Below are 25238 nucleotides of genomic sequence, written 5' to 3'. Positions count from 1 at the left end.
TCGCATGTTCAACAGGCAGAACCTGTCAATATGGGGGCATGGAGCTACGCCAGCTGGAGTACGCCGTTGCCGTCGCTGAGGAACTGCACTTCGGCCGGGCCGCGGCCCGGATGCATGTCACTCAGCAATCGGTCAGCGAGCAGATCCGCCGTCTGGAACGCGAACTCGGCGCCCCTCTGTTCACCCGCACCAGCCGCCGCGTGACCCTGACCGAGGTGGGCGAGGCGTTCCTGCCCGAGGCACGCAGCGCCATCGCCGCCGTCCGTCATGCTCTCGACGTCGGCCGCCGCGCCGCCACCGGCACGGTCGACGAACTCCGTCTGGGGTACGCAGAGGATCTTGGGCCGCGCCTGTTCGAACTCGCGGTGCCCGCGCTCCACGCCCGCTTTCCCGCCATCCGGCTGGCCCCGCGGCCGATGACCACTACCGCCCAGTTGTCCGAGCTCAGCGACCGCCGCCTCGACCTCGGCTTCTGCTGGACCGCCCAGCACCCTCCCGAGCTGGCCTCACTGCTGGTGGCCCGCGAACCGCTCGTGGTCGCACTCGCCGCCGGTCATCCCCTCACGGCCTCGGACACGATCGACCCCGTCCAGCTGTCCCACCAGCCCCTTGTCATCGTCGAGCGCGAGGTCAACCCGTGGCTGCACGATCACTTCGTCAGCCAGCTCGAGTCCCGCGGCGCCACGGTGACCGTCCACCGCGAGATCTCCAGCCTCGACCGGCTCCTCCCCTTGGTGCTCACCGGCTCGGCCATCGGACTCACCATCACCAGCGCAGCCGCGGCAAGGCCCTTCGCGGGAATCGTCTACCGCCCCTTCACCGACCCGAGCCCCTACGCCGACCACCGCATCGTCTGGCGCCGCGACAACACCAACCCCGCCGTCACCGCGCTCGTCGACATCGTCCGCGAGCTGCGCGACACAGCGGCCTTCCTCCCGCCCGAAGCCCCACACGCATCCGACATGCCACACCGAGGCAGCACCACCGGCGGGGTGGGGCCGGACTGACCGAATTCGGTGGCGGCGGCAACGACTCGCCGGTTCCCGGCAGCCCCAAGGCTGCTGAAAATGATGGGCCGGTACGCGGGTTGCGCGTACCGGCCCCTCATGTGTGTTCATCCGCCGCGAGGCTACTCCTGGGCGGTCTTGCGGCGGCGCATCCACCACACGAGCGCCCCGCCGGCCACGGCGAGGGCGGCGGCGATACCCGAGATCAGGCCGATCGGGGAGTCGTTGCCGGTGTGCGCGAGGTCACCGCCCGGCTCGCTGGGTGCGGGCGTGGCGGGTGGCGGGGTGTGCGTGCTTCCGCCGCCTCCACCGCTGTGGGTCGGGGTGGGGGTCGGCCTACCCGTGTGCGTCGGTGTCGGGGTCGGCGTGGGTGTGGGTGTGGAGGTGCCGGTGTCGTCGGCAGCCGTGTTCGCGCCGAGGAGGACCCGTCCCGTCATGTCGGTGTTGTCGGTGAGGGTCTTCACGCTGGTCTGCGCCTGTCGGGGCAGGTAGCGGTGCTGGGCGGTGAAGCGTGCCTTGCTGACGTTGTGCTTGGGCTGCTTGGACATGTCGACGCCGCCCACGAGGTAGACCTGGACGGTGCCGTTCGCAGGAATCTTGTACTCGAACTCGCCGTGGGTGTAGATGTACCGGTACTTGTTGAACAGGGCCTCGCGGGTCCAGTTCTGGTTGGGCGCGCGCAGCGGCCAGCGGGAGACATCACCACTGTTGATGATCTTGTGGTAGTCGGTCGGCGCCTTGGCGTCCTGCTGGCGAATGTACTCGGCCGCGACACGGGCGGTGTAGACGCGCCGCAGGTCGGCGTACTGGGGTGCGGTGTTGATGGTCTTCTCCACCGCGGGGACGATCATCTGGTCGATGACGCGCTGTGCCGCCTTGGTCTCGGCCTCGTTCGGGGTGCAGATCGGCGTGCCGGGGCCGGGAGTGATCGTGGTCTGCGCGGTCGACTTCAGACGCAGCGGGGTGTCAAGGATGTAGATGCCACCGTCCTGCTCGCGGACCTGCGCGGTCTTCGGCTCGATCCAGTTGCGCAGGCCGGGCATGCACGGGTAACCGTTCTGCTTGGGCAGGGCCGCCCAATAGCGTTTGCCGAGGTCGGTATCGGGGTCCATGGCCTTGTAGAAGTCGTGCTTCATCTGGAGATCGGCTTCCAGGAGCACACGGCCGGCGTCGGTCTTGCCGAACTTGGCGTCCATGATGCGGTCCGGCTCATCCGGGTTGAGGTTGACCCAGAACTTGTCGGGGCTCAGGGCGAGCCAGGTGAAGAACGCGTCCGAGATGAGCTGCGCCTTGGCCTTGCCTCCCCATCCGGACTTCTCGGTGGGGTCTTCGTTCGCGTCGAACGCGAAGTCGACGCCCTTGCCCTTGACCGGCTTGCCGATGTACTTCAGGTCCAGGGTGGAGAAGTCGACGCCGCCGGGGCCACGGGGCAGACCACCCGGGTTGGCGACGTTCCTGCGGTTCAGGTATTCCGCCATGTCCTTCGGGGTGGGCCGCGACTCGCGGATCAGGTCGGTGGCGCCGCCGCGGGTGGTGCCGGACTGACCCGGGGGCTCCAGCAGACCGCTCGTGGCGCGCTGTCCGCCCTTGGGGGCGAGCTCCACGCGGTCGGAGCGGTAGTTGTACTCGGTGACCCGGTCCCCGGCGATCTGGCGCATGTCTCCCAGGAACTTCTTCGCGTCGGCCTTCTGGGGCTCGGCGAAGACGAACTTGGCCCGACTGTCCTTCCAGTTGGGGTCCTTGGCCCATGCCAGGTCCTTGGGGATTTCTCTACGGTCCGGGCTGCCGTTGGACTTGATCTCCAGGATCTGCTTGGTGCGCGTGTTGAAGGCGTCGAGCTTGCGCCGGTAGGTCTTGCCGGTGTCGGGGTCCTTGAACTCGACCTCCTTCTGGCAGATCCAGTCCGGTCCGACCAGCCCGTGATCCTTGATCACCTTCCGTTCGAAGGCCTTGCCGCGGGGGTCGTTCCCGGAGTTCGTGATGAACTTCGCGTCCCGGTAGTCCTCGAACTTGGGGTATTTGTCCTTCTGTTGGAGCCACCTCCACCAGACCCGGTCAGGCTGTGTCGCCGGGGCCTTGGTCAGCTGGGACAGTGCGGCTTCCTTGGCGGCGGACGGCGGCCCGAGGCCGTCCCACTCCTTGGCAGGGTTGACGTACTCGTATTCGTCCCACTGGGACTTCGCGCGGGAGGCGTCGAACTCCGGCAGATCAACGGTCGGACTGGTGCTGCTGGGCAGGCCGTACAACTCGTCACAGCGCTTGCCCGGGTCCAGCGGCTTCGGTGCGGCGGTCGCTAAGGTGATTCCGGGAAGCCCGGTGAGGGCCATGACCGAAGCGCACGCGAGTGCGACGGCCGACCGGCGCAGCGCACGCAACCGCCGGTTGCGTATGGGTTTTGGCACGTGATGTCCCCGTGGGGGCCCAGTAGGGCATGGGGTGTTCGTGGCGCCAGGGGCCCCCGTGGTCGATGTGGCGCCGACGAACGGAGCTCACGCTAGACACACGTGCGTACCGGCCGTAGCCGATACACGGTTCGGCAACCGGGTCAACTCCCCTTCTCCACAGGACCGTTACATCCGGATCGCGGGCTGCGGCATACGCTCGGCGACATGAGTCCCGTATCCCCCGGAACGCAGGTGAATCCCCGTCACAGCGGGCACGCGCATCTGGTCATCGTCCATCCCCCCTTCGCGGCCCCGCTCCGGCCCAACGAGCGGCCGTCTGCCACTGCCCACGACCCGGGGGCGGCCAGGGCTGCGGTGCTGTCCCTGTCGACCGTCTCGGCGATCCACCATGAGTACGCTCCGTCCCGGCTGGGGCATCCTGGAAGCCCGGCCAACCGGGAAGAGCTGGACGGCGTACGCGCGGCCGCCTGGGGCTCCACGGTGAAGATCAGTGACCCGGCGCTTGTCGAAGACGGGGTCATGGCCACTGCTTTGGAGGACGAGTTCCAGGCGCAGAGGAAGAAGCATCCGGACGCCCGAATCGTCGCTGTCTGCGAACGCGACTTCGGCGCCTCGTACACGAAGATCCTCGTTGCTGTGCCCGGTACCCCGGATCTGATGGTCGAGGGCTTCGACGAGCTGGAGATCACCGGCGACCCGCGTGCCACGCTGGCCGCTGCGGGGATCGACCTCGACCCGTTGGGTGAGGGATACGACATCAGCGATGAAGGGTTCTTCGACTACGACGGCTTCCTCCATATGCTCACCGGCGGCGCCCTGTCCGTCTACGCGGATGAGCAGCGCTTCGAGTCGGCGTTCGTTGTCGACCGGAGCGAGGACGGCGAGAACAGCATCTGCGAGGTCTGGTTTCCGTAGCAGGCACCCCTGGTGCCACCGCCGGGGTTCTTGCGGCTGAGGACAGAGCCCGCCCGGAGCACGGTCGCCCACGCGCTCACGCGCATCCCCCACAGTCCCCGCCTCGCCCGACAGCCGACGGGACGGAACCGTCCACGACCTCGGCGAAGTCCGCGGGCCGCAGCTGTCATTCCGCGTTGTCTTCGAGCGCTACCGAAGCGGGCTCGCCGCTGCCCCCAGCGCGTGCTGATCACCTGGTCTCGGGCCGGGTGCACCCAGCAGCGCCGAAGAACTCCTCGCCGTTCGGACTCCTGCAACTCCTGTCGAAGCTGCGGACTCCCTCCGTCGAAGTCCTCCGCGATGAGTTCACCTGCCAGCGGTGATGTGCGCGGCTGAGTCGTCTCGGTCAGCGCATGACTATACGATGTACATCGTCGACGTACAGGTACGGGTGACCATGTACAGAGTATGGTTGTCAACCATGAAGAAGAGTGGAAGCGATGGGCGGACGCGCGAGAGGCTCAGCCGCGAGGCCATCGCAGGCGGTGCCGTGGCGCTGGCGGATGCCGAGGGCCTGGAGGCGGTCACCATCCGCCGTCTCGCCCAGGACCACGGCGTGTCACCGATGGCGCTGTACTGGCACTTCAAGGACAAGGACCAACTCCTGGACGGCATTGCCGACCGGCTGTTCAATGACGTCGACCTGCCGCCGGTAAGCACGGAGCCCTGGCCTCAGCAGCTGCGCGCGGTGCTGCAAGCGCTTCTGGCCGCCCTGCGACCCCACCCGGCGGTGGCCGGGCTCGTGACCTCTCGCATTCTCACCTCGGAGACCGGCCTGAACATCGCCGAGCGCACCCTCTCCCACCTGCGGCAGGCCGGGTTCTCGCCGGAGCAGGCTGCCGAGATCGGCAGCTACCTCCTCGGTGCGGTCGTCACCCTCGTCACCTGCGAGCCCGGCCAGCGGCACGGTGAAGATGACGAGGCCCACGAGGACGCCATCCGCGTCAAGGCGGCCTCGCTCGGCGCACTCTCCCCGCGCCGCTACCCCAACATCATCGCCTCATCAGGCGCCCTGGCGGCCTGTGCGAGCCCGGACGCCTACTACAGCCTGGGCCTGGACATGCTGATCACCGGCGTCAGCGGAATCGCCACCGAGCCCGTGAAGGCCGAGGCCGGAACGACTTCCTGAACGGCGGAGCGAACCGCGCGCCACGCAGGATGGTGCCGGACCGCGCCGCCGTCACCCGACGGGGCTACGTTGGCGTGCCGGCATGGCGACAGCGGCTGCCTAAGCTTTCGGGGCGAGTTGGAAAGTCTCCGCCAGCAGCTCGTACGAGCGCAGCCGGTCGACCGGGTCATGGGTGAGCGTATTGACGATGATCTCGTCGACCTGGTGGGCGCGGGCGAGTCCGATGAGTTCGGCCTTCACCTGATGGGGGGTCCCGGCCACCAACTGCCGACCGCTGTGGCCGACTCGCGCGTCTTCCTCGGCGGTCCAGCTGTGGCTGCGCACCGTGGCAGGCGAGGGGAACGGCTCGTTGTGGCCGAGGTCTTTGCGGCTGCGCCAGAGCAGGAAGCCTGCGGTCAGCTCTTGGGCCTTGGCTTCGGTGTCCGCCACCACCACCCGTACCGCGAGTGCGCTGCGGGTGGAGGCATGCACCGTACCGCTGCCGTGGAAGGTGTCCAGTGCGGCAGTGCTCAGCTGTGGGCTCAGGAAGTGAGCGAAGGCGTAGCGGGTTCCGAGGGCGCCGGCGAGGCGGGCGGATCCGCTGCCCGCACCAAGCAGCCAGACGGTCGGTGGGATGTAGCCCGGGTAGGGCTTGCCGAGGAGATCGATGACTTCGGCGAACCTGCGCGGAAAGTCCCGTGCGATGCCACCCGCACGGCCGATGCCGAGGTCGACGCGTCCCGGGTGGAGTGCGCCCAGGACGCGGAAGACTTCGGCGACCTTGCGTGGCTCATAGCGGGGCAGGAGCACGCCGCCGGAGCCGATGCGCAGTCGGCGGGTGTTCTCGAGCAGGCTGGCGACCATGATCTCGGGGGCGGTTCCGGCGAAGCCCGCTGCCCCGTGGTGTTCGGCGACCCAGAAGCGGTGGTATCCGAGGCACTCGGCGCTTCGGGCGAGCTGGAGGGTGGCGATGAGCGCCTCGGCCGGCGCTCCGCCGGCCGGGATCGGGGACTGGTCGAGTATCGACAGGCGCAGGGTCATGCGGCCTGCCCGTGTGTGGTGGCCGGGATGATCCGGTAGTCGCGCTGGAAGACGAGGTTGTGCAGCTCCGCCGAGGCGATGGCGCGCAGTGTGGGGAGTTCCGCGGCGGCCTGCGTGGGTGTGAAGGCGTTCAGGGGCCAGTCGCCCACGGTGCCGCCGCGCAGGTGTGGGTGGTGGAATCCGGCGCCGTAGAAGGCGTGGAGGGTGATCGGGTTGATGCCTACGGCCCGCTGCTCGGGCCAGGTCAGCGCCCATACCGCCGCTGTGCCGTCTTGGGACTTCCGGGCGCCGGTGGCGATGACCTCCCCGGTGCCGAGGAGGAGGTGTGTGTTGGTCTCGTCGAGTGCCTGGCGGGCGTAGGGATCGAGCAACTCGACCGTGGCGGCGAAGAGTTCTTCCTTGGCCTGTCGGGAGACTGCGTCGCCGTGGGTGCCGTCGCGGAGGTCGGCGAAGTGCTTCAGCAGTGCGGCGGTGTATGCAGGGTCGGCGTCGTACATGAGGAGGCTCTCCTGGTCGGGGTGGTGTTGCCTTGTGCGTGAGGCAGAGGTGAGTGACAGACCCCAGGTGCTCGGTCGTCGTCAGGGCCATCTGCCTGCTGTTGCGCGCTCCCCCACTGGGCATTGACCCGATCCGGGTCTGGCGGGTCATCGCGCAGAACGAACAACACACCCGGATCGGCAACGAACTTGGTGCCGGGCATCCGCCGCATCGACGACCCCGCCCCATCGGCAGCACCGCAGTCATCCGAGGGCTCTCTCCGGAACAACTCGCCCACCCGCCAGGTCTTCCCATGCCGCCGCACGACGCGCCCCGCACGGCGCGCTTTGCCCGGCACGGGAGGGATTCCCCTCTCGTGCCGGGCCGGAAGGCGCCGCGGTGCCCCGCTCGGGATCACAGCAGTCGGCCGTGATGTGTCAAGGTGCTTCGGTCATGCGGTCGACTGTCCGGGGGTGACGGTGATGCCCTTGGGACCCCAGATCCGGCGGTACGAGCCGTGGACGAGCTCGTCGAGCAGCGGCGGGCCCTGCGGCGCCCACCCCAGTTCGGTGCGCGCCCTGGTCGAGTCCACCCGGCTGTTGCTGCCCAGGCCGGCAGCGGGCAGGGGGCCGAGGGCCTGGGCGAACTCCTCCTCGGTGGCGGAGACGGCACCCCCGAAGCCGAACAGTTTCGCGATGGCCTCCGCGATGCGACGGAAGTCGCACTCGTCGGTGGCGAGGTTGTAGACACTGCCGGCGGGGGCGTGTTGCAGCGCGAGCAGATAGGCGTCGGCCAGGTCGTCGAGGTAGACGTTTCCGTACCGGTTCAGGCCGCGGCCGAGGTAACGGCTCACCCCGTCGCGCAGAGAGGCGCGGAGCATCATGGGGAGCTGTTCGCTGCCGCCGTAGCCGTAGATCATGGTGGGGCGCAGCACGACGGTGTCGTCGCCCGCCTGTGCGGCTTCCTGCACCATGACGTCCAGGCTGTAGCGGGGCGCCAGCGGGGGGATGGGCCTGTAGCCGTCGTCCTCGGTGTGGACGATGCCGGTGGGCTCGCCTCCGGCGAGGTCGGTGTAGATGCCGGTGCCGCTGGTTCGGATGAAGCGCTTTCCGGTGCCGGCGATGGCCTTCAGCAGAGCGGTGGTGGACTCGGCGTGGTCTGCGCTCGCGGTCTCGATGACGGAGTCGGCGCCCTCCACCGCTGCGCGCAGGGAGTCCGCGTCGTCGAGTGCACCGTGCACGGGCTCGATGCCGGCCGTGGTCAGTGTGCGTACGCCGAGTTCGTTGCGGACCAGGCCGGTGACGTCGTGCCCGGCAGTGAGCAGTCGCTGGGCCACAGCCCGGCCGATGTAGCCGGTCGCGCCGGTGATGAGTACCTTCATGATCGTCTCTCTTGGTGGGGGTGTCATACGTGGTGGGGGGTGTAATGCGATGGGGCAGGGGCATCCCGCGCAGTCGGTGACTACTGAAAGCGAGTTACCGTATGCGCAAGGTCTTGAGGGTGCGCAGTGAAGCGGTGAGCAGTTCGGCATAGCCGGCCTTGCTCATCCGGGCTGGGGGGTCGAAGCCGAGCACGTGCTGACTGGACACGTTCTGGGGTTCGGTGTACTTCAGGAGGCCTGCCCGGCCATGGCGGCGTCCGAGGCCGGAGTCCTTCATGCCGCCCATCGGGGCGCCCTGGGAGGCGTAGGCGGAGGCGTAGCCCTCGTTGATGTTCACGGTGCCCGCTTCGATTCGAGCGGCGAGTCGGCGGGCTCGGCGGACGTCGCGGCTGAAGACGCTGGCATTGAGCCCGTAGACGGAGTCGTTGGCAGCACGTACCGCCTCCTCCTCGTTCTCGAACGGGTAGACGGACACCACCGGCCCGAATGACTCGTCCCGCCACAGCGGCACCTCAGGGGTGACGCCGGTGAGCACGGTCGGCTCGTAGAAGTAGGGGCCGAGGTCCCGGCGTGGCCGCCCGCCCGCAACGACGGTCGCACCTGCGGCGCGGGCCTCCTCGACCTGCGTGCTGATCCGGTCCAGCTGCGCCTGGGAGGTGAGTGAGCCCATGTCGGCCGTGAAGTCCAGCTGCGCTCCCAGCTTCATGGCCCGGACACGTGCGCCGAAGCGTGTGACGAACTGCTCGTACAGCGAGGTGTGGACGTAGATGCGCTCGACCGAAACACACAGTTGTCCGGAGCTTGCGAAGCATGCTCGGACGGCGGAGTCCACGGTGTGGTCGAGGTCGGCATCGGCCAGCACCAGGAGCGGGTTCTTGCCGCCGAGTTCGAGGGAGCAGCCGATCAGGCGTCGACCGGCCTGTTCGGCGATGGTGCGGCCGACGGCTGTGGAGCCGGTGAAGCCGATGAAGTCGGCATGCTCCATCATGGGCTCCCCCACCACGTTCGAACGTCCCAGCACCACCTGCCACAGGTCTGCGGGAAGGCCCAGCTCCTGGAGCAGGGCGCGGGGCCAGAGGCTGGACAGCGCGGTCTGGTTGTCGGGTTTGTGGACGACCGCGTTGCCGGCCAGCAGGGCCGGGATCACGTCCATGCCGAGGGCCAGGGGGTAGTTCCACGGCGTGATGATGCCCACGACACCCTTGGGGTGGGGTGTCTCGACCGCCTGAGTGAGCAGGGGGAAGGCTCCTTGCCTGCGGTGGGGCCGCAGCACCTTCGGGGCCTGCCGGGCGGCATACAGGGTCGACGACGCCGCTTCCAGTAGTTCTTCGAAGGCGTGGTGGCGAGCCTTGCCGTTCTCCCACTGGAGCAGATCGAGGATCTCGTTCCGGCGGGACAGCATGACGTCGTGGAGCCTCAGGAAGGGCTCGGCTCTGCGACGCGCCGGCAGGGCCGCCCAACTGCGCTGGGCCTCACGCGCAGCGGCGAAGGCATCTGCGACGTCCGCGGCCGTGGACTGGGGAAGAACGGCGAGCGCGTCGCCGGTGAACGGGGCGGTCGTGGCCACCGGCTCGCCGGTGGCGGCGACCCCTGCCGTCAGCCTCCGGACCAGCGGGGCGTCCGGCCGTCCCGCGCCGACAGCAGAAGTGCTCCTTCGACTCTCCGAGGACTGTCTCATCGGTCACCTCCAAACAGGATTCCATCCATGCCATGGCGTTCTCACTGAGCGAGCACACCATGCGACGTACATGGACGATGTATAGGAAAACATGTACTAAGTACAGGCGTCAAGGGGAGAGGGGCACTACGCCCGGAGACCCAACGGCCGCACGGCGGCCCCCACGTCGCTTGCAGCGGCCTCGTACGCGAGCGGGCACCGGCGGCCAGGCGTGGGGTCACCCCCTCCGCCTTGACACTCGTACGCCGTACATGTTCACCTGTACAGCATGCATGTACAACGTACAGTCCAGGAAGGTGGGACTCGGATGAACCAGGAAGTTGGGTCTCGGATGAATGAGAACCGAGCAGGAGGCGGGCGCAATGCGCTGGCCAACCCGCTTGTCCTGCGCAGCGGCGTCACGCTGCCGAACCGGCTTGCCAAGGCCGCGACCAGCGAGCACCTCGCGGACCGCCATGGGGCACCCACGAATCAGCTCATCACCGCCTACCGGACGCTGGCGCTCTCCGGGACCGGGTTGCTGATCAGCGGCAACGTCATGGTCGACGGCACTGCGCTGGAAGCGCCGCGCAACGTGGTCATCGAGGACGGCCGACACCATGAGCAACTGCGCCGTTGGGCCGCGGTGACCAAGGGCACCGACGCCAAGTTCATCCTGCAGCTGTCACACCCCGGGCGGCAGACCATGCGAGGCAACGTGCTCCCCGGGCGTCGGCACGATGTCGTCAGCTCCTCCGCCGTGCCCCTCGCCGTGGGTGGCACCGCGCTGTTCCGGACGCCGCGCGCGCTGTCCGACGCGGAGATCACCGCGATCATCGGCCGCTTCGCCCTGACCGCCAAGGTCGCCGCCGATGCCGGCTTCCACGGCGTAGAGATCCACGCCGCACACGGCTACCTGTTCAACCAGTTCCTGTCGCCGCTGGTCAACCAACGCACGGACCGCTGGGGCGGCTCGCTGGAGAACCGAATGCGGTTGCTCATCGAGACGGTGCGCGCGGTCCGGGCAGCGACCTCCGACCAGTTCCTGATCGCGGTCAAGCTCAATTCCGCGGACTTTCAGCGCGGCGGCTTCGACGCCGAGGACTCACTGGCCGTCGCCCGGGCCCTGGAGCAGGAGCGCATCGACCTGTTGGAGATCTCCGGCGGAACGTTCGAGAGCGCAGCCATGGTCGCGGGTGCGTCGCAGCGGGAGTCGACCCGTAAGCGGGAAGCATTCTTCCTCGAGTTCGCGGAGCGATTCTCCCAGGAGGTGTCGGTGCCCCTCATGCTGACGGGCGGATTCCGCAGCCGGCAGGGCATGAACGACGCGCTGGACAGCGGTGCGGTCGACGTCGTCGGACTGGCGCGCCCCATCACCTACGAGCCGGACCTGCCGCAGCGCCTCCTGGACGCAACCGCCGAAAAGAGCCTGGTGACGCCGAAGACACTCGGCCACAAGAACATCGACGACCTCCTCAACAGCGCCTGGCACCAACAGCAGATCGCCCGCATGGGCCGCGGCAAGGCCGTTCGCCCCGATCGCGGCCCCGCGACCGCCCTCGCGATCGCTCTCCTCACCACCGCCCGGGACCTCTTGCTGCCCCGACTGGCGCCCAGCTGAGCGCAGCGTTCTGCCCGTCCCGCGCGCTGCGGTCAGCCGTCCGCACCGCTGGCCTCACACCCAAAGGAGAACGTCATGGATCTGCGACTGGCGGACAAGGTCGTGGTCGTCACCGGTGCCGCCTCAGGCATCGGACAGGCCACTGCCCGTCTGCTCACAGAGGGAGGAGCCGTTGTGGTCGGTGTCGACCGCGATCCGGTAGACACCGGGCCCACTCGCACCCCACTGGAACACGGGTCAGCCGTCAGGGCCGCGACAACCTCATGAACCCCGACGACCACGCCGAGTCGATGGACGTGAGACGAGGCACAACGTTCCATCCCCAGGAGAGCCCCATGTCCGCGATCGGTAAGCCGAGGACCGGCACGATCGTCCTCATTCACGGTTTGTGGATGACTCCGCGCAGTTGGGAACAGTGGAGCGACCGATACACCGCCTCGGGCCACCGCGTACTGGCACCGGCCTGGCCCGGGTTGGAGCGCGAGGTGGAGGAACTGCGACGCGACCCGTCCTCGATCGCGGGTGTCGGACTGGGCGAGATCGCCAACCACTACGAACGGACCATCCGCGGCCTGGACGAGCCGCCGATCATCATGGGCCACTCCTTCGGGGGCGCACTCGTCCAGATCCTTCTGGCCCGGGGACTCGGCGTCGCCGGCGTGGCCATCGATTCAGCGCCGGTCAGGGGTGTGCTTCCGGTCCCACTGTCCACGCTCAGGTCGGCCTGGCCCGTGCTGGGCAACCCTGCCAACAAGAACAAGGCAGTGGGCCTGACCCCCCGCCAGTTCCATTACGCGTTCACCAACACACTGAGCCATGAGGAATCGCAGGCAGTCTACGACCGGTACCACGTGCCCGGCTCCGCGCGTGTCCTCTTCCAGGGCGCGTTCGCCAACTTCAACCCCCGTGCCGCCACCCGTGTCGACTTCCGCAACAACAGCCGCGCACCGCTGCTGTTCATAGCCGGAGGAGCGGACCACATCGTCCCACCGAAGGTGAACAAGGCCAACGCCCGGCTCTACCGCAAGTCGTCGGCCATCACCGACTACCACGAGTTCCCTGACCGCTCCCATTACACCGTCGGACAGGACGGCTGGGAGGGCGTCGCCGACTTCGCCCTGGCCTGGGCCGTCCGCAACAGCCAGGCCCGCGCCTGAAACGCCCGACGTCCCGACCTGCCGGCAGTCACCACCCTGGCGTCCTCAGCGTGATGGTCTCGCTCGAACAAGCCCTGTACTCCGCGCAGTTCTGCCACTCAGGGCCGCCCCGCGTACGTCGGCGATCACGGCTGCGGAGGCACAGTGTCCTTCGGCCCGGCGTCCGCCGGTTTCCCGGCCTCTTGCAGGGCATCGCGGAGCGCTGCGCGAGAGGTGATGCCCAGTTTGGGGAAGACCTGGTAGAGGTGGCTTCCCACAGTCCGCGGCGAGAGGTGCAGCCGTTGACCGATCTGCTTGTTCGTCATTCCCGCGGCGGCCAGCCTTGCGATCTCGTACTGCTGAGGTGACAGGCGGGTGTCTGGCGAGGCGCCGGCCTGTACGGCCGCGAGGCCTGATGCTCGCAGTTCGCTCAGCGCGCGGTCGGCCCATGGCGATGCCCCCAGCCGCGTGAAGGTCGTGAGGGCGGCGTTGAGCTGTTCACGCGCTGTCTGCGTGGCCTTGGCGCGCCGAAGGCGTTCGCCGTAGAAGAGCCGGATGCGGGCGAGGTCAAACGGCCAGGTGTCGGCGCCCGGTAGGGCCAGCGCGCGTTCGAACCGTGCCACGAACCGATCGTCGTCGGCCGTCATGGCTGCCGCGCCGTGCGTCACCAGCGCCAGCCTGCCCGATATCGCGGGCACTTGGGCGCGGCGCAGCGTTGCGACGTGGGCCTCGGCTTCGGCATGCCGACCGGAGAGAAGGGCCGACTCCACGAGGTCCGGGATCAGCCACAGCGTAGGTCCCTGGAAATGCGGAAGGACCCCGGCGGGGCTGACCGAGGTCGCCTGCAGGAATGCCGCTTCGTATTCTCCGCGGCCGAGAGCCGCTCTCGTTCTGATCTCCGCGGCCAGGGTGAGGAGGAGCTGGACACGCCTGGGTGCCGCGAAGCGCGTGATCTCGTCGGCGAGGTCCTCCGCCCGGTCGGTGTCTCCGCGTGTCGCTGCGAGCAGGGCTTGATGGTGGAGGAACGTCTGGGCGAGGAGGTGGTAGCCGTGCAGGCGGCTGAGCCGCAGGCCTTCCTCGCTGAGGTGGGCGAGCTGATCCCACTCCCCGGATTCGTAGCAGTGGCGGCTCAGCAGATTCATCGCGTGGATCGTGAGCGTGACATGTTCGCCTTCGCGCCCCTCCTCCAGCAGCCTCTGCAGTGCCGGACGGCAGGTCTTCAAGCGGCCGACGTACTGGCCGGCCATGCCGATCCGGATCACCTCGACGGGGTCCGCCGCCGCGAGTCCGCCGACCGCGTCGTCGAGTCGGCGCAGGTCAGGGAGCGAGGTGTGGACCGGATCGCCGAGACAGCTCATCAGCAGCGCCAACGATTCCGGGACGCGGGAAGTCAGACGCGTCACGGCTCGTTCGAGGGGTTCCCGGAGTTCCGCGCGGGCGCCGAAGAAGCTGATCCACGCCAGCGTGTACAGGCCCTCCTGAAGGACGTCGTGCGGTGTGTCCACCCGGCTCAGTCCGGTGTCGACGGCCTTGATCAGCAGACGGTACGCGGAGTCGACGTCCCCGATGCCGCTGAGAAGGAGATGGTGTGCGGCCGCGAGCGCCGTCGTCAACAAGGTCGCGTCGGCGTCGTGGGTCGGCCGGCACGCTTCCAGGAGCCGCGGCACGTCGAGCAGGTTTCCGGTCGCGTCCGTGCCGAGGTAGGCGGCTGCGGCGGCCCTGCGGCTCCGGTCGCGCCTGTCCTGGCTGAGAGCGGCCGCTCGGGTGAAGGCGGCGACCGCACCGGCGACGTCGCCGCGTCCGCGCGCCCGGCGGGCCAGTTGCTCCAGCAGCTCGGCGACCTGCTCGTCCGGCTCGACCGCCGCGTGCGCGAGGTGCCAGGTGCGGCGCTCCTCGTCTGCGTCGGGCCGCCGCGCCAGCACCTCGTGAGCTCTGCGCTGCTCACCGGCGGTGGACAGCTCCACCACGGCCGAGCGGATCAGCGGATTGCGGAAATCCAGACGCGTCTTCGCACGATCCAGGTCTATCAGTCCGGACTCTTGTGCGTCTCGCAAGGCCTCCGTCACCACATGGTCAGGCAGCAGCGACCGGAGGGCCGACAGGTCACCGGTGCCGTCCAATACCGCCAACAGCAGCAGATGCCAGCTCGGCGGTGGGAGTTCGGCCACTTGGGAGGCGAAGACCGCCTGTAGGCGTCGGCTGAGCGGCAGTACGTGAGGCAGCGGCGCGGATCCCGACCGTTGGGCCGCGTCGAGTGCGGCCGGCAGCTCCTGGAGAGTCAGCGGGTTGCCGAGCGCCTCGGTCAGAAGCCGCCTACGTACCTCCGGGGGCAGCGCGGGAAACCGATCCGTCAGCAGCGCGGCCGCCGACTGATCGTCCAGCGGCGCGAGTTCGTGGACGCGTGTGGCGCCGGATCCGCGATGCGCGCCGTGATCGTCGCGGGTGACGGCCAGCATCCCGATCCGGGTCGCGGCGAGGTCGAGTGAGCGCAGCACCGTGGCGCTCCCCCGATCCAGCCACGGAAGATCGTCGATCACCAGCAGGAGGGGACGGGCTTGCGAGGCGTGTCGAAGCAGGGCCATGGTGGCGCCCGCGACGGCGTGCCGCGCAGGGGCCTGTCCGGATGCGAAGCCGAGGGCCACCGTGAGTGCGTTCCGGTACTGGTCGGAAAGGTCGGCCAGCCCGTCGAGCAGCGGATGCAGAATCTGGTGGAGCCCGGCGAAGCGCAGATCACCCTCGAACTCCGCGCCGGCCGCCCGCAGTACGCGGACACCTCCGTCGACGGCTCGCGCCGCTGCGGCATGTAGGAGCGCGCTCTTGCCGACACCTGCTTCTCCGGTGACGAGTAGGGACCCGCCGCCTTTGTCGGCGACGCCGTCGACGAAGGCGGCGATGACGGCGAGATCGTGGTCGCGGCCAAAGAGCATCTGCCGTGGGTCGGCTGGTGAGATGACGCCGGTGCTCATGACATGCCTCGCAAGTGTCTCTCGGCCGAACATACGCCGTCGGACCGACGGGTGATACGGCTGAACGGCGGGAGGTCCCGGCCGAATGTGGCCCGGCCGGGACGGTTGTACGGTCGGTTCACGGGCCGGTGGCGGCTCGCTTGATCAGGTCGGCGACGGCATCGGGTCGCGATTCGTAGATGGCGTGGCTGCCCGGCACCTCGACGACGGACGCGCCGGAGCGCTCGGCCATCGCCCGCTGCGCCGGGGGCGGGATCATCCGGTCGTCGGCGGCGACCAGGCACCAGCTCGGCTTGTGCCGCCAGGCCGGCTCGGTCACCCTGCCGCCGAGCGCGTCCACGCCCCACGGAACCTGCGAGTCCGCGAGGAAGGCCGCGCGGTCGGCGGGGAGGTCGCCGGCGAGCGACGGCGCGAAGTCTGCGCGGTCGAGGAACAAGTACCCGTCCTTGGGCGGCAGGATCGGCGGGACCGGGACGCCGGGCGGCGGGTCGGCGGTCAGAGACCCGACGGACTCGCCCTTGTCCGGCGCGAACGCGGCGACGTAGACGAGAGCCGCGACCTTGTCGTGGGTGCCCGACTCGCTGATGACGGCGCCGCCGTACGAGTGGCCGACCAGCACGGTGGGACCGTCCTGCAGCCCGAGCACCTGCCGGGTCACGGTGGCGTCGCCATCCAGCGACAGGGTCGGATTCTGCACGATGCTCACGTGGGAGCCGTCCGCCCTGAGCAGGTCGTACACCGCCCGCCAGCCGGAACCGTCGACGAAACCGCCATGCGCTAAGACCACGTTTCGGGCGGGATCACCGGTATGCATTCGCTTCCTCCTCACGCGTGCTGCCGCCACGCTAGGCCCGTCAACAGCCCAGCCGATTCAGTCAAATGACGTGGATCGTCAGAAGGGAGACCCCGCCCGGCCTTGTCGCCGGTCGGCGGCGGAGGGCGAAGCTCCGCACCGGACGGCGGGCGGCGGCTCACTCCGTGGTGGGCTGCTCCTCGTTGCTCAGAGCGTCACGTAGTCCGGCCCTGGTGGTCACGCCGAGCTTGGGATAGATCTGATAAAGGTGCGTGCTTACCGTGCGCGGCGACAGGAAGAGGCGCTCGGCGATCTGCTTGTTCGTCAGACCCGCTGCCGCCAGTTTCGCTATCTCCCGCTGTTGCGGCGTCAGTGCTGCGATGCCACCCGCCTGAAGCTTCCCCCGTGATCCGCCGGCGGCCCGCAGTTCCTTGCCGGCGAGGGCGGACCACGGTGTGGCATCGAGCCGCTGGAAGGTGTCGAAGGCCTCGCCGAGATGTCTGCGTGCCTCGGCCATGGCTCGGCCGTGGCGCAGGCGTTGCCCGTAGGACAGCTGGATCCGGGCCCGGTCGAAGGGCCACCGTTCCGCTCCGGCGACGGTGAGCGCTGCTTCGAAGTGGTCCGCGAACCGCCCGTCGGGAGACACCATGCCGGCGGCTCCCGCTGTGACGAGTGCCAGGCGGGGGGAGATCGCGGGGATGTCCGCGTCCCTCAGCGCGGCGACGTGCCGAGCGGCCTCGGTGCGCAGGCCGGCGCGTACCGCTGCCTCGACGAGATCCAGAGCGGTCCACAGGGCGTAGGGGGCATAAGACTGCAACTTCCCCGGCGGAGTGATCGAGGACGCATGGACGAAGGCCTCCTGATACTTACCGCGTCCGAGCGACAGGAGGGCCTCGATACCGTGCCCATACGCGCGGAGAAGCCCGACTCCGCGCGGTGCCGCCCAGCGGGTCATCGCCTCGGCTGCGGCCCGCGCGCGCTCGGTCCGGCCCCGCGCCGCCGCGATCACAGCGTCCTGATGGACGTACAGCCATCTCAGCAACGGGTAGCCGTGCAGTTCGCAGAGGCGTTTCCCTTCGTCGCACAGCCCCAGCGCCTCATCCCATTGGCCGGCGAAGAAGTCGTCGTTGGCCAGGATGACCTCGATCTGGATCTGCGAGGTGACGGCACCGCCCTCCCTGCCGTGGTCGACGACCGCCTGCGCGGGGCCTCGGCACGCGCGCTGTCGATCCACGTAGGCACCGGCGATGGCGACACGCGCCACGTATGCCGGATCGGGCTCCTGGCTCAACCCACCGATCAAGCCGTCGAGTTCGTCGAGTACCGGCAGAGCCTGATGCGCGGGATCGCCGAAGGCCTTGGCGAGGACGGTCAGATATCGCGGTGGCGCCGGTCTGAAACGTCCCATCAAGCCGTCCAACGGCTGCCACAGTTCCGCCCGGCCGCCGAACACGCAGATGGCGATGAGGAACCAGAGGGCTTCGATCAGGCCGTCGTCCTCGCCGTCCAGCACCTCGCGAGCCGCGATGGCCCCGAAGAGCATGCGGTGCGCCGCGTTGACGTCGCCCTCACCGTTCAGCAGGTACGCGGACGTCGCGACCGCCGCGGCCAGCGCGTCGGCACCGCCTGGGTCGGCATGGTGCGCGTCGGCCAACAGCCGCGGCACACTGCCGATGTCCCCGGTCACCTCTGCTCCGATGTACGCGGCGCGTGCCAGTCGCCGGCCCCGGTCCCGGCCGGCGGGAGTGAGGTCGGCCGCGCGCAGCAGGGCGGAGAGCGCGCCGACCGCGTCGCCTCGACGGAGGATCCGGTCCGCCGTCTGCTCCAGGAGCACGGCGATGGACTCGTCCGGGGCTGCGGCGGCCTCGGCCAGATGCCAGGCGCGGCGGTCGGGCTGGTCCGGCATCTGCGCGGCGATCGCCGCGTGGAGGTCGCGCCGCTGCTGATCGGTGGACATCGCGATGACCGCGGACCGCATCAGTGGGTGACGGAACGCCAGTCGCCGCCGCTCACCATTGACCCGTATCAACTGTGCGCGCTCCGCCGGGGCGAGGTCGTCGATGGCGTTCGAGCCGAAGGCCGCGACGAGGATGCCGAGGTCACCGGTGGCGTCGAGCGCGGCGAGCAACAGGGCGCGCCGGGTCGCGGCCGGAAGCGGATCCACCCTGGCGGCGAACAGATGCTCCAACCGCTGGCTCAACGGCAGTGCCGGAGCCGGCTGCCGTTCATGGCTGCGATCGGTCACTCGCGCGGGCAGTTCCAGCAGCGCCAGCGGATTCCCGGCCGCCTCGGCGAGCACGTGTTGGCGCACTCTGGGCGCAAGTGCCGGGAAGCGCCGGTCGATCAGGCTGCCGGCGGCGGTCTGGCCGAGCGGCATCACCTCGACGGCAGCCAGCCCACCGCCGTCGAAGAAACTCGACTCGCCCGTGCGGAAGGCGCCGAGAAACCCGATCCGGGCGCCGGCGAGCCGCCGCGCGACGAACGCCAGTACCGCCGCGCTCATACGGTCCAGCCACGGCAGATCGTCCACGATCACCAGGAGCGGCCCGTCACCCCTGGCCAGCCCGAGCAGCGACAGCACCGCGTTCGACACGGCCAGCCGGTCGGGCGGCGGCCCCTCGTCGAGCCCGAGCGCCGTCGCCAGCGTGCGACGCTGCTGCCCGCTCAACCCGTCGAGCTGCGACAGGAACGGCGTCAGCAGCCGGTACAGAGCGGCGTACGCCAGATCCGTTTCGACCTCGACGCCGACGGTGCGCATGACGGGAACTCCGCTCTCGGCAGCCGCTTCTTCGGCCGCGTCGAGCAGGACCGTCTTACCGACGCCGGCTTCCCCGTAGAGCACCAGGGCATCTCCGTCACTCGCTGCCCGAAGCACGAACTCCTCAACGACCTTCAGCTCGTGCTCCCGCCCGACCAACATGCCATCCGCTGCTGGCGATTGGCCGTCGTGCGGGCTCTGTCTCGGGCTCTGTCTCGGGCTCTGTCTCGGGCCGGCAGCCCCATCGTCAGGTGTCACAGCCCGCACGCTACCTGCGGTCCTTCCGCCACACCACGGGCAGGAACAGGGGCACTCGGCTCGGTGTGAAGTGGGGCAGGACCGGGCGTGAGCTGCCCGCCCGGACGATCCGCACAGCCACATCGTGATCGTGGCCGGGCACATGGTGATCGTGCCGGGCACATCGTGGTCCTGTCCGCGGTGTTCATGGGAGGCCAACACCCGCCAGAGGGCAGTCTGTGGCCTCGGCCACGAGGTCGGACCGAGCCGCCTGGACAGGCTCTGGTCGACAGCGCCGTGTGGTGTGCCGCTGGGACTTGGCCGGGCTGAAGTAGCGGCGTGGGTTGTCGACGAGCATGGTGTCCAGTTGCGCCTGGGTGACCCCGCCTTGCAGCAGCGCTGGAAGGACGTGGTCGTGCAGGTGCGTGTAGTGCCAGTTCCGTGCGATCTGCTCGCGGACGCCTGGGGGAACCAGTCGATGTGGCAGAAGGCGTCGTGGGAGAGGACCATCCGGTCGGCCAGTCCTTGCCGGTCAGCTGGTGGCCCGGGCGGCGGCCTCGATCTGCTTGGCGGTGGTGATCGGGTGGCTGATCATGGGGACGTGCGAGGCTCCCTCGACCTCGATGACGTGGGACTTGGCGCGCTCGTAGAACCAGCGCTCCAGATCGGGCGGGATGGCCTTGTCCTCGGTGGCGACGATGGCCCAGGAGGGGATGGTGCGCCAGGCGGCGGCCTGGGTGACGTCGGTGAGGGACGAGGCCGAGAAGGGCCGCTGGGTCGCCTGCATGAGCCGGGTGGTGGAAATGGGCAGGTCGGCTGCGAAGGCGGCCCGGAACTTGTCGGCCTGCAGATAGAGGTCGGTGCCGGTGGTGCCGTCCGGGTTGGGGTAGGGCACTCCCTGTACGGAGGAGCCGATCAGGCTGCCGGGGTACTTGTTGAGCAGGACGCCGAGCTGCTCGCCCTTGTCGGGCGCGAACGCCGCGACGTAGACCAGTGCCTTGACGTCGGGGTTGCCCGCGGCGGCGTTCGTGATGACGGCGCCGCCGTAGGAGTGGCCGACCAGAACGATCGGTCCCTCGATCGATTCGAGGACGCTCGCGATGTAGGTGGCGTCGGTGGGAATGCCGCGCAGCGGGTTCGCGGGGGCGATGGTCTTGTATCCGTCGTGCTGGAGCCGTTCGATGACGCCGTTCCAGCCGGAGGCGTCGGCGAATCCGCCGTGCACGAGAACGATGGTCGGCTTGGCCTTCGACTGGGCCTTGGTGTGGTCGGCGGCCGCGGCGGTGGAGCCGGCCGGGACGACCATCGAGGCCGTCGCGGCGACGGCGACTCCGCTCACGAGCGCCCGACGGCGGGTGATCATTCGGCGGACGTGCATGGCGAAACTCCTTGGGGAGAAGGCGGGAAATGAAGTCCCGCCCGGCCGGAGGCACCGGGCGAGACGGACTGGGCGGCGACGCGGGAGGCGACGCCTCCGCTAGCGGGCGGAGACCGCGTGGGCCGCCTGGTTGATGACGGCCGCCACGGCCGCGGGGTTGGACACGTAGACGGCGTGGCTGCCCGGGGTCTCGGTGACGGTCGACCCCGCCCGCTCGGACATGACTCGCTGGGCGGGCGGCGGGATCATGTGGTCATCGGTGGCGACCAGGTACCACGAGGGCTTGGTCCGCCAGGCCGGTTCGGACACCGTCCCGCCGAGCGCGTCCACGCCCCACGGCACCTGCGAATCGGCCATGAAGGCGGCCACCGCCGAGGGCACGTCGGCGGCGAACGACGCCGCGAACTTGCCCCTGTCCAGGAACAGGAAACCGTCCTTGGGCGGCAGGATCGGCGGAACCGGCGCACCGGGCGGCGGGTCGGCGATCAGGGAGCTGACGGACTCGCCCTTGTCCGGCGCGAACGCCGCGATGTAGGCAAGCCCGGCGACGTTCGGGTGGTTGCCCGCTTCGGTGATGACGACGCCACCGTAGGAGTGGCCGACCAGCACGGCAGGGCCGTCGAGGTCGTCGAGGATCTGGTGCGTCGCGGCGACGTCCCCGGCCAGTGACAGGGTCGGATTCTGCACGACGGTGACCCGGTAGCCGTCGGCGGTCAGATGATCGTAGACGCCCTGCCAGCCGGAGCCGTCGACGAAACCGCCGTGGACCAACACGATGTTCTTCACTTCGCTCACGGCATTGCCTCCTTCGTCCGGAATTCCGTTCCGGACTCGGTCGGGATGATGACCCGAACGCTAGAAGGGCGGCGACGGCCTTCGATTGAGCCAAATGACGTAGTTCGTACGGTGGCTGCCACGGCTACGTCATCTGACCTATGCGCGAGCACGGGGCAATGCCGGTTGCCGTGGCCCTCATCGCCGGTATCGCCAGGGACGCAACCACGGCGCCGACAAGTACCGCGGCTGAACGACCAGGGCCGGGACGAAGGGGACGGCGCCGCTGCGGCCTTGCCGGCTGTCGTCGGCTCAGGATGTGGAAACGGGACCGGGCGGCAGGTGGACCGTCATGATCAGGTGGCAGGGTTCGGTGCCGGCGCCGCGGTAGGTGTGGGGGGCGTCGCCGTCGAAGGTGGCGGTCTGTCCGACTTCGACGGTGTGCTCGGCGCCGTCGACGATCAGGTTCATCCGGCCGGCGGTGACGCTGACGGTTTCCACGACTCCGGCCTGGTGGGGATGGCTGGGGTACTCCTCGCCCGGTTCCAGTTTCCAGCGCCAGACCTCGACCGGTGCCGTGCCCGAGGTCGTCAGCATCAGGCGGGCCTCGCTGCCCTGCGCTCCGGTCCACAACGGCATCACGGCGTCGGCGGCCACGACACGGACGCGACCTTCGGACGGCCCCTCCAGCAGAGCGGACACCGAGACGCCGAGGGTGTCGGCCAGCCGGACCAGGGTGGCGAAGTTCGGGTTGCCCTGCGCTTTCTCCAACCCGACGAGGGCGCCCTTGCTGACCTTGGCGCGACGGCCGAGCTCGTCCAGGGACAGGCCCGCGCGGGTGCGGGCCGTCCGGACGTTGTGCGCGAGCGTCCGCAGGGCTGCCTCTGTCTCGGCCATCCGATCACCATCCTCGCCAGTGGATCACTTTAGTGCACCGCCCGGTCGTTTGGTTGACACACGTCAGTCGGTTCGTTGTACCGTTCAGTCGTTCCATCGAAATCGTAAGGGATGTACCGTGATCGCTCTGCTGCTGGCCCTGGGCAGCTCACTCGCCTACGGATGCGCCGATTTCCTCGGCGGTCTGGGGGCCCGTAAGGCTCATGTGCTGCGTACCGTGATGATCGCGGCCCCGGCCTCTCTCGCGGTCGAACTGCTGCTGTGGCCGTTCCTCGGTGCCTCGTTCAGCGCCGGCGCCCTCGGCTGGGGCGCCGCGTCCGGCATCGCCTCGGCCGCCGCATTCGCTCTGCTCTACCGCACGCTGGCGATCGGCCCGATGAACGTGCTCTCGCCCGTCACCGCCCTCGTGTCCGCCGTGCTGCCCGTGGCCGTGGGCCTGCTGCAGGGCGAGCACCTGGGAACCGCCGGGCTGGTGGGCCTGCCGCTCGCGCTGGTCGCGGTGATCCTGGTCAGCGCCGGACATGGCGCCGGGTCGGCACGCCCGTCGCGCACCGCGCTGCTGTCGGCCTTCGGCGCGGGCGGCGCCATCGCCCTCCAGCTGGTCTTCCTGCACCAGGCGCCCTCCGACACCGGCGTGGCCCCACTGATCATCGGCCGGGCGGTCTCCTCTGCCGTCATCCTGGCCGCGGCCGGCCTCATGTACCGCAGGCTCGGCTCCGAGCGCCCCGCGTACGCGATGTCGACGGCCGCCGGCGTGCTGGACTCCATGGCGAACCTGCTGTTCCTTCTCGCCGCCCGCAGCGGGGACCTCACCGTCGTCGCCGTGATCACGGCTCTCTACCCGGCCGGCACCGTCCTGCTCGCCCGCAGCGTGCTCGCCGAACGCATCCGTCGTGGCCAGCTCGTCGGGCTGGGCACCGCCGCCGTCGCCGTCAGCCTCCTCGCACTCGCCTGAACCCCCGCTCCCCTCCCCCACCACCTCCACCAACTACGCAAGGAGCACAGCATGTTCATCCAGCCCTGGGACACCAGCCTGGACGAGGCCGAATGGCAGAGTTGGATCGCCGAAGGGCACGACTTCGGGATCCTGAGCGTCAACGGCCTGCCCAGCCACCCGCCCGTCGCCGTCCCCACCCACTTCACCAGCGGCGGCGACCACCTCCTGGTCCACCTCGCCCGTCCCAACCCCGCCTGGAAGTCGATCGACCACGACCCGAACGTCCTGCTCACCGTCTTCGGCGATTACGCGTTCATCCCGGGCCCCTGGCGCGCCACAGCCGGCAGCCCGCCCACCGACGGCGTCCCCACCAGCTACTACACAGCCGTCCAGTTCACCTGCCGCGCCCACATCGTCGACGACCCCGAGGCCAAGGCCGAGCTGCTGCGCCGCCAACTCGCCCACTTCCAGCCCGACGGCGACCACGCCCCCGTCGCCGTCGACCAGCCGCCCTACGGCCGGATGCTGCCCGGCATCCGCGGCCTGCGCCTCGAAGTCACCGACGTGGTGGCCAAGTTCAAGTACGACGACCACAAGCCCATGGAGCATCGCACCGCCGTCGCCGACCACCTCACCGCACGCGGCCAGGGCCTCGACGTGCCCACCGCCCTCCAGCAGCGCCGCCGCCTGGACCGCATCGGACCCTGGAAGCCCTGACCCGCACCCATCCGCGCCCACACAGGAACGGAGCACCGCCCATGACTGTCTTCCGCCTCAGCCCCGCCGTCGCCGACGCCTTCCCCGACACCCTTGTCGCCCTGATCACCGCGACCGGCCTGCGCAGCCATGAATCCTGGCCCCACACCACCGCCGCCGTGGAGGAACTGGAGCAGCAACTTGCCGACGGCGCCTGGCAGCCCGCCGACGAGAACGACCCCCGTATCGAGGCGTGGCACACCGCCTACCGCGCCTTCGGCACCAACCCCCGCCGCATCCGCCCCAGCGTCGACGCGCTCGGTCGCCGCCTCGCGAAGAAGGGGGCCCTGCCGCGTATCAACCCGGCCGTCGACTCCTACAACGCCGTCTCCGTCCGCCACGGCCTGCCCGCCGGCGCCTTCGACCTCGACCACGTCACCGGCGACGTCGACATCCGCCACGCGGACGGCACCGAGACCTTCACCCCGCTCGGCGAACCCGACACCACCGAGAACCCCAAGCCGGGCGAGATCATCTACGCCGACACCACCGGCGTCCTGACCCGCCACTGGAACCACCGCGACGCCCACCGCACCCGCGTCACCAAGGACTCCACCCACGTCACCTTCATCCTCGAAACCCTCCACGCCACCCGTGACGGCGACGTTCTCAAGGTCGCAGCCGAGGAGTTGCAGGGCCTGCTCATCCCGCACGCCGAACAGACCGCCGTGCACTACCTCAGCCCGGCACACGACCAGGCCACCGCCTGAAGCCCCCAGGCGAGTCCTTGCCCAGCGCCGCCGGTCCCTCCCCGGGCATGGGTCGATCGGGGCGTCCACGCACCAGACAAAGGCCAAACCCCCCTTCAGGGGCAAGTAGCCAGTAGCGGGGCACGGTCAGTTGCCTCGATCAGACGTCAACTACCGGTTCTTCTCAAGCTCCGCAACCAGTTGTTCGGCGTCCGCCGCGCTGACGCGGTAGTTGATCGCGGCGGTCGCTCCGTCCTGCGCGAGGC

Annotated in this window: 21 protein-coding genes; 9 read left to right on the top strand and 12 right to left on the bottom strand. The window is 69.4% G+C overall.

The window, feature by feature from the left end:
* Positions 1–38 precede the first annotated feature (38 nt).
* Complete coding sequence (locus tag FNV62_RS50360; RefSeq protein ID WP_164331893.1) at positions 39–1007, top strand: LysR family transcriptional regulator; 969 nt, start codon at positions 39–41, stop codon at positions 1005–1007.
* 122 nt (positions 1008–1129) lie between these two features.
* Here FNV62_RS50360 and FNV62_RS50355 read toward each other — a convergent pair whose 3' ends face one another.
* Positions 1130–3409 carry a hypothetical protein gene (locus tag FNV62_RS50355; RefSeq protein ID WP_164450337.1) on the bottom strand — a complete coding sequence of 760 codons (2280 nt, stop codon included), beginning with the start codon at positions 3407–3409 and terminating at the stop codon, positions 1130–1132.
* 207 nt (positions 3410–3616) lie between these two features.
* On the opposite strand from FNV62_RS50355, the gene FNV62_RS50350 reads away from it, so the two are divergent.
* Positions 3617–4327 (top strand): DUF6333 family protein, encoded by a 711-nt coding sequence (locus tag FNV62_RS50350; protein WP_143604631.1) that lies wholly within the window; start codon positions 3617–3619, stop codon positions 4325–4327.
* A 460-nt stretch (positions 4328–4787) separates the two neighbouring features.
* Positions 4788–5495, top strand: a complete 708-nt coding sequence (locus tag FNV62_RS50345) for a TetR/AcrR family transcriptional regulator (RefSeq protein ID WP_097288613.1) — start codon at positions 4788–4790, stop codon at positions 5493–5495.
* 99 nt (positions 5496–5594) lie between these two features.
* Here the strand turns inward: FNV62_RS50345 and FNV62_RS50340 are convergent, their stop codons facing one another.
* The 4 genes from FNV62_RS50340 to FNV62_RS50325 form a co-directional block, all read right to left on the bottom strand.
* Positions 5595–6515, bottom strand: coding sequence for an MsnO8 family LLM class oxidoreductase (locus tag FNV62_RS50340; protein ID WP_143604630.1), 921 nt, complete (start codon positions 6513–6515; stop codon positions 5595–5597).
* Positions 6512–7012: a hypothetical protein gene (locus FNV62_RS50335; protein WP_054236160.1), complete on the bottom strand. Its 501-nt coding sequence runs from the start codon at positions 7010–7012 to the stop codon at positions 6512–6514. Before FNV62_RS50335 ends, FNV62_RS50340 begins: the two co-directional genes overlap by 4 nt.
* Before the next feature lie 431 nt (positions 7013–7443).
* Complete coding sequence (locus tag FNV62_RS50330) at positions 7444–8373, bottom strand: NAD-dependent epimerase/dehydratase family protein (protein WP_164331891.1); 930 nt, start codon at positions 8371–8373, stop codon at positions 7444–7446.
* 94 nt (positions 8374–8467) lie between these two features.
* Positions 8468–10051 carry a succinic semialdehyde dehydrogenase gene (locus tag FNV62_RS50325; protein WP_143604628.1) on the bottom strand — a complete coding sequence of 528 codons (1584 nt, stop codon included), beginning with the start codon at positions 10049–10051 and terminating at the stop codon, positions 8468–8470.
* A gap of 331 nt (positions 10052–10382) precedes the next feature.
* On the opposite strand from FNV62_RS50325, the gene FNV62_RS50320 reads away from it, so the two are divergent.
* From FNV62_RS50320 to FNV62_RS50310, 3 genes are all read left to right on the top strand, one after another.
* Complete coding sequence (locus FNV62_RS50320; protein WP_164331890.1) at positions 10383–11651, top strand: NADH:flavin oxidoreductase/NADH oxidase family protein; 1269 nt, start codon at positions 10383–10385, stop codon at positions 11649–11651.
* A gap of 75 nt (positions 11652–11726) precedes the next feature.
* Complete coding sequence (locus FNV62_RS57320; RefSeq protein WP_143604626.1) at positions 11727–11918, top strand: SDR family NAD(P)-dependent oxidoreductase; 192 nt, start codon at positions 11727–11729, stop codon at positions 11916–11918.
* A 68-nt stretch (positions 11919–11986) separates the two neighbouring features.
* The gene (locus FNV62_RS50310) at positions 11987–12808 is read left to right on the top strand and encodes an alpha/beta hydrolase (protein WP_097288614.1); all 822 of its coding nucleotides are present in this window, start codon (positions 11987–11989) and stop codon (positions 12806–12808) included.
* Between the two features lie 125 nt (positions 12809–12933).
* On the opposite strand, the gene FNV62_RS50305 is transcribed toward FNV62_RS50310, so the two are convergent.
* The 7 genes from FNV62_RS50305 to FNV62_RS50275 all read right to left on the bottom strand — a co-directional run bounded on the left by FNV62_RS50305 (position 12934) and on the right by FNV62_RS50275 (position 22590).
* Positions 12934–15753 (bottom strand): AAA family ATPase, encoded by a 2820-nt coding sequence (locus FNV62_RS50305; protein ID WP_143630066.1) that lies wholly within the window; start codon positions 15751–15753, stop codon positions 12934–12936.
* A 118-nt stretch (positions 15754–15871) separates the two neighbouring features.
* The gene (locus FNV62_RS50300) at positions 15872–16567 is read right to left on the bottom strand and encodes an alpha/beta fold hydrolase (RefSeq protein ID WP_143630063.1); all 696 of its coding nucleotides are present in this window, start codon (positions 16565–16567) and stop codon (positions 15872–15874) included.
* A gap of 157 nt (positions 16568–16724) precedes the next feature.
* Positions 16725–19466: an AAA family ATPase gene (locus FNV62_RS50295; protein ID WP_143630061.1), complete on the bottom strand. Its 2742-nt coding sequence runs from the start codon at positions 19464–19466 to the stop codon at positions 16725–16727.
* 280 nt (positions 19467–19746) lie between these two features.
* Positions 19747–19935 (bottom strand): hypothetical protein, encoded by a 189-nt coding sequence (locus tag FNV62_RS58265; protein WP_376330463.1) that lies wholly within the window; start codon positions 19933–19935, stop codon positions 19747–19749.
* A gap of 138 nt (positions 19936–20073) precedes the next feature.
* Positions 20074–20919, bottom strand: coding sequence for an alpha/beta fold hydrolase (locus FNV62_RS50285; protein ID WP_144316257.1), 846 nt, complete (start codon positions 20917–20919; stop codon positions 20074–20076).
* A gap of 99 nt (positions 20920–21018) precedes the next feature.
* Positions 21019–21714, bottom strand: coding sequence for an alpha/beta fold hydrolase (locus FNV62_RS50280; protein ID WP_143630058.1), 696 nt, complete (start codon positions 21712–21714; stop codon positions 21019–21021).
* Positions 21715–22005: 291 nt separating this feature from the next.
* Positions 22006–22590: a helix-turn-helix domain-containing protein gene (locus tag FNV62_RS50275; protein ID WP_054236169.1), complete on the bottom strand. Its 585-nt coding sequence runs from the start codon at positions 22588–22590 to the stop codon at positions 22006–22008.
* Between the two features lie 118 nt (positions 22591–22708).
* Here FNV62_RS50275 and FNV62_RS50270 point away from each other — a divergent pair, with 118 nt between their 5' ends.
* From FNV62_RS50270 to FNV62_RS50260, 3 genes are read left to right on the top strand one after another with little or no spacing between them, the layout of a single operon-like run.
* Positions 22709–23545: an EamA family transporter gene (locus tag FNV62_RS50270; RefSeq protein WP_143630057.1), complete on the top strand. Its 837-nt coding sequence runs from the start codon at positions 22709–22711 to the stop codon at positions 23543–23545.
* A gap of 51 nt (positions 23546–23596) precedes the next feature.
* Entirely contained in the window at positions 23597–24244 is a 648-nt protein-coding gene (locus FNV62_RS50265) for an FMN-binding negative transcriptional regulator (protein ID WP_143630055.1), read from the top strand.
* Between the two features lie 41 nt (positions 24245–24285).
* Positions 24286–24993: a B3/4 domain-containing protein gene (locus FNV62_RS50260; protein ID WP_143610685.1), complete on the top strand. Its 708-nt coding sequence runs from the start codon at positions 24286–24288 to the stop codon at positions 24991–24993.
* Positions 24994–25238 lie beyond the last annotated feature (245 nt).

Source organism: Streptomyces sp. RLB3-17, from assembly GCF_007113425.2.
Lineage (GTDB): Bacteria > Actinomycetota > Actinomycetes > Streptomycetales > Streptomycetaceae > Streptomyces > Streptomyces mirabilis_D.
Note: the sequence above shows the minus strand (reverse complement) of the source record. Positions and strands in the feature narration are given on the sequence as shown.

Bases quoted from the DNA above. Each gene is read 5' to 3' on its own strand.
- FNV62_RS50335 (WP_054236160.1), bottom strand. From the start codon at position 7,012: ATGTACGACGCCGACCCTGCATACACCGCCGCACTGCTGAAGCACTTC.
- FNV62_RS50305 (WP_143630066.1), bottom strand. From the start codon at position 15,753: ATGAGCACCGGCGTCATCTCACCAGCCGACCCACGGCAGATGCTCTTT.
- FNV62_RS50285 (WP_144316257.1), bottom strand. From the start codon at position 20,919: ATGCACGTCCGCCGAATGATCACCCGCCGTCGGGCGCTCGTGAGCGGA.
- FNV62_RS57320 (WP_143604626.1), top strand. From the start codon at position 11,727: ATGGATCTGCGACTGGCGGACAAGGTCGTGGTCGTCACCGGTGCCGCC.
- FNV62_RS50265 (WP_143630055.1), top strand. From the start codon at position 23,597: ATGTTCATCCAGCCCTGGGACACCAGCCTGGACGAGGCCGAATGGCAG.
- FNV62_RS50325 (WP_143604628.1), bottom strand. From the start codon at position 10,051: ATGAGACAGTCCTCGGAGAGTCGAAGGAGCACTTCTGCTGTCGGCGCG.
- FNV62_RS50300 (WP_143630063.1), bottom strand. From the start codon at position 16,567: ATGCATACCGGTGATCCCGCCCGAAACGTGGTCTTAGCGCATGGCGGT.
- FNV62_RS50340 (WP_143604630.1), bottom strand. From the start codon at position 6,515: ATGACCCTGCGCCTGTCGATACTCGACCAGTCCCCGATCCCGGCCGGC.
- FNV62_RS50345 (WP_097288613.1), top strand. From the start codon at position 4,788: ATGAAGAAGAGTGGAAGCGATGGGCGGACGCGCGAGAGGCTCAGCCGC.
- FNV62_RS50275 (WP_054236169.1), bottom strand. From the start codon at position 22,590: ATGGCCGAGACAGAGGCAGCCCTGCGGACGCTCGCGCACAACGTCCGG.
- FNV62_RS50310 (WP_097288614.1), top strand. From the start codon at position 11,987: ATGTCCGCGATCGGTAAGCCGAGGACCGGCACGATCGTCCTCATTCAC.
- FNV62_RS50295 (WP_143630061.1), bottom strand. From the start codon at position 19,466: ATGTTGGTCGGGCGGGAGCACGAGCTGAAGGTCGTTGAGGAGTTCGTG.
- FNV62_RS50330 (WP_164331891.1), bottom strand. From the start codon at position 8,373: ATGAAGGTACTCATCACCGGCGCGACCGGCTACATCGGCCGGGCTGTG.
- FNV62_RS50320 (WP_164331890.1), top strand. From the start codon at position 10,383: ATGAATGAGAACCGAGCAGGAGGCGGGCGCAATGCGCTGGCCAACCCG.
- FNV62_RS50360 (WP_164331893.1), top strand. From the start codon at position 39: ATGGAGCTACGCCAGCTGGAGTACGCCGTTGCCGTCGCTGAGGAACTG.
- FNV62_RS50350 (WP_143604631.1), top strand. From the start codon at position 3,617: ATGAGTCCCGTATCCCCCGGAACGCAGGTGAATCCCCGTCACAGCGGG.
- FNV62_RS50260 (WP_143610685.1), top strand. From the start codon at position 24,286: ATGACTGTCTTCCGCCTCAGCCCCGCCGTCGCCGACGCCTTCCCCGAC.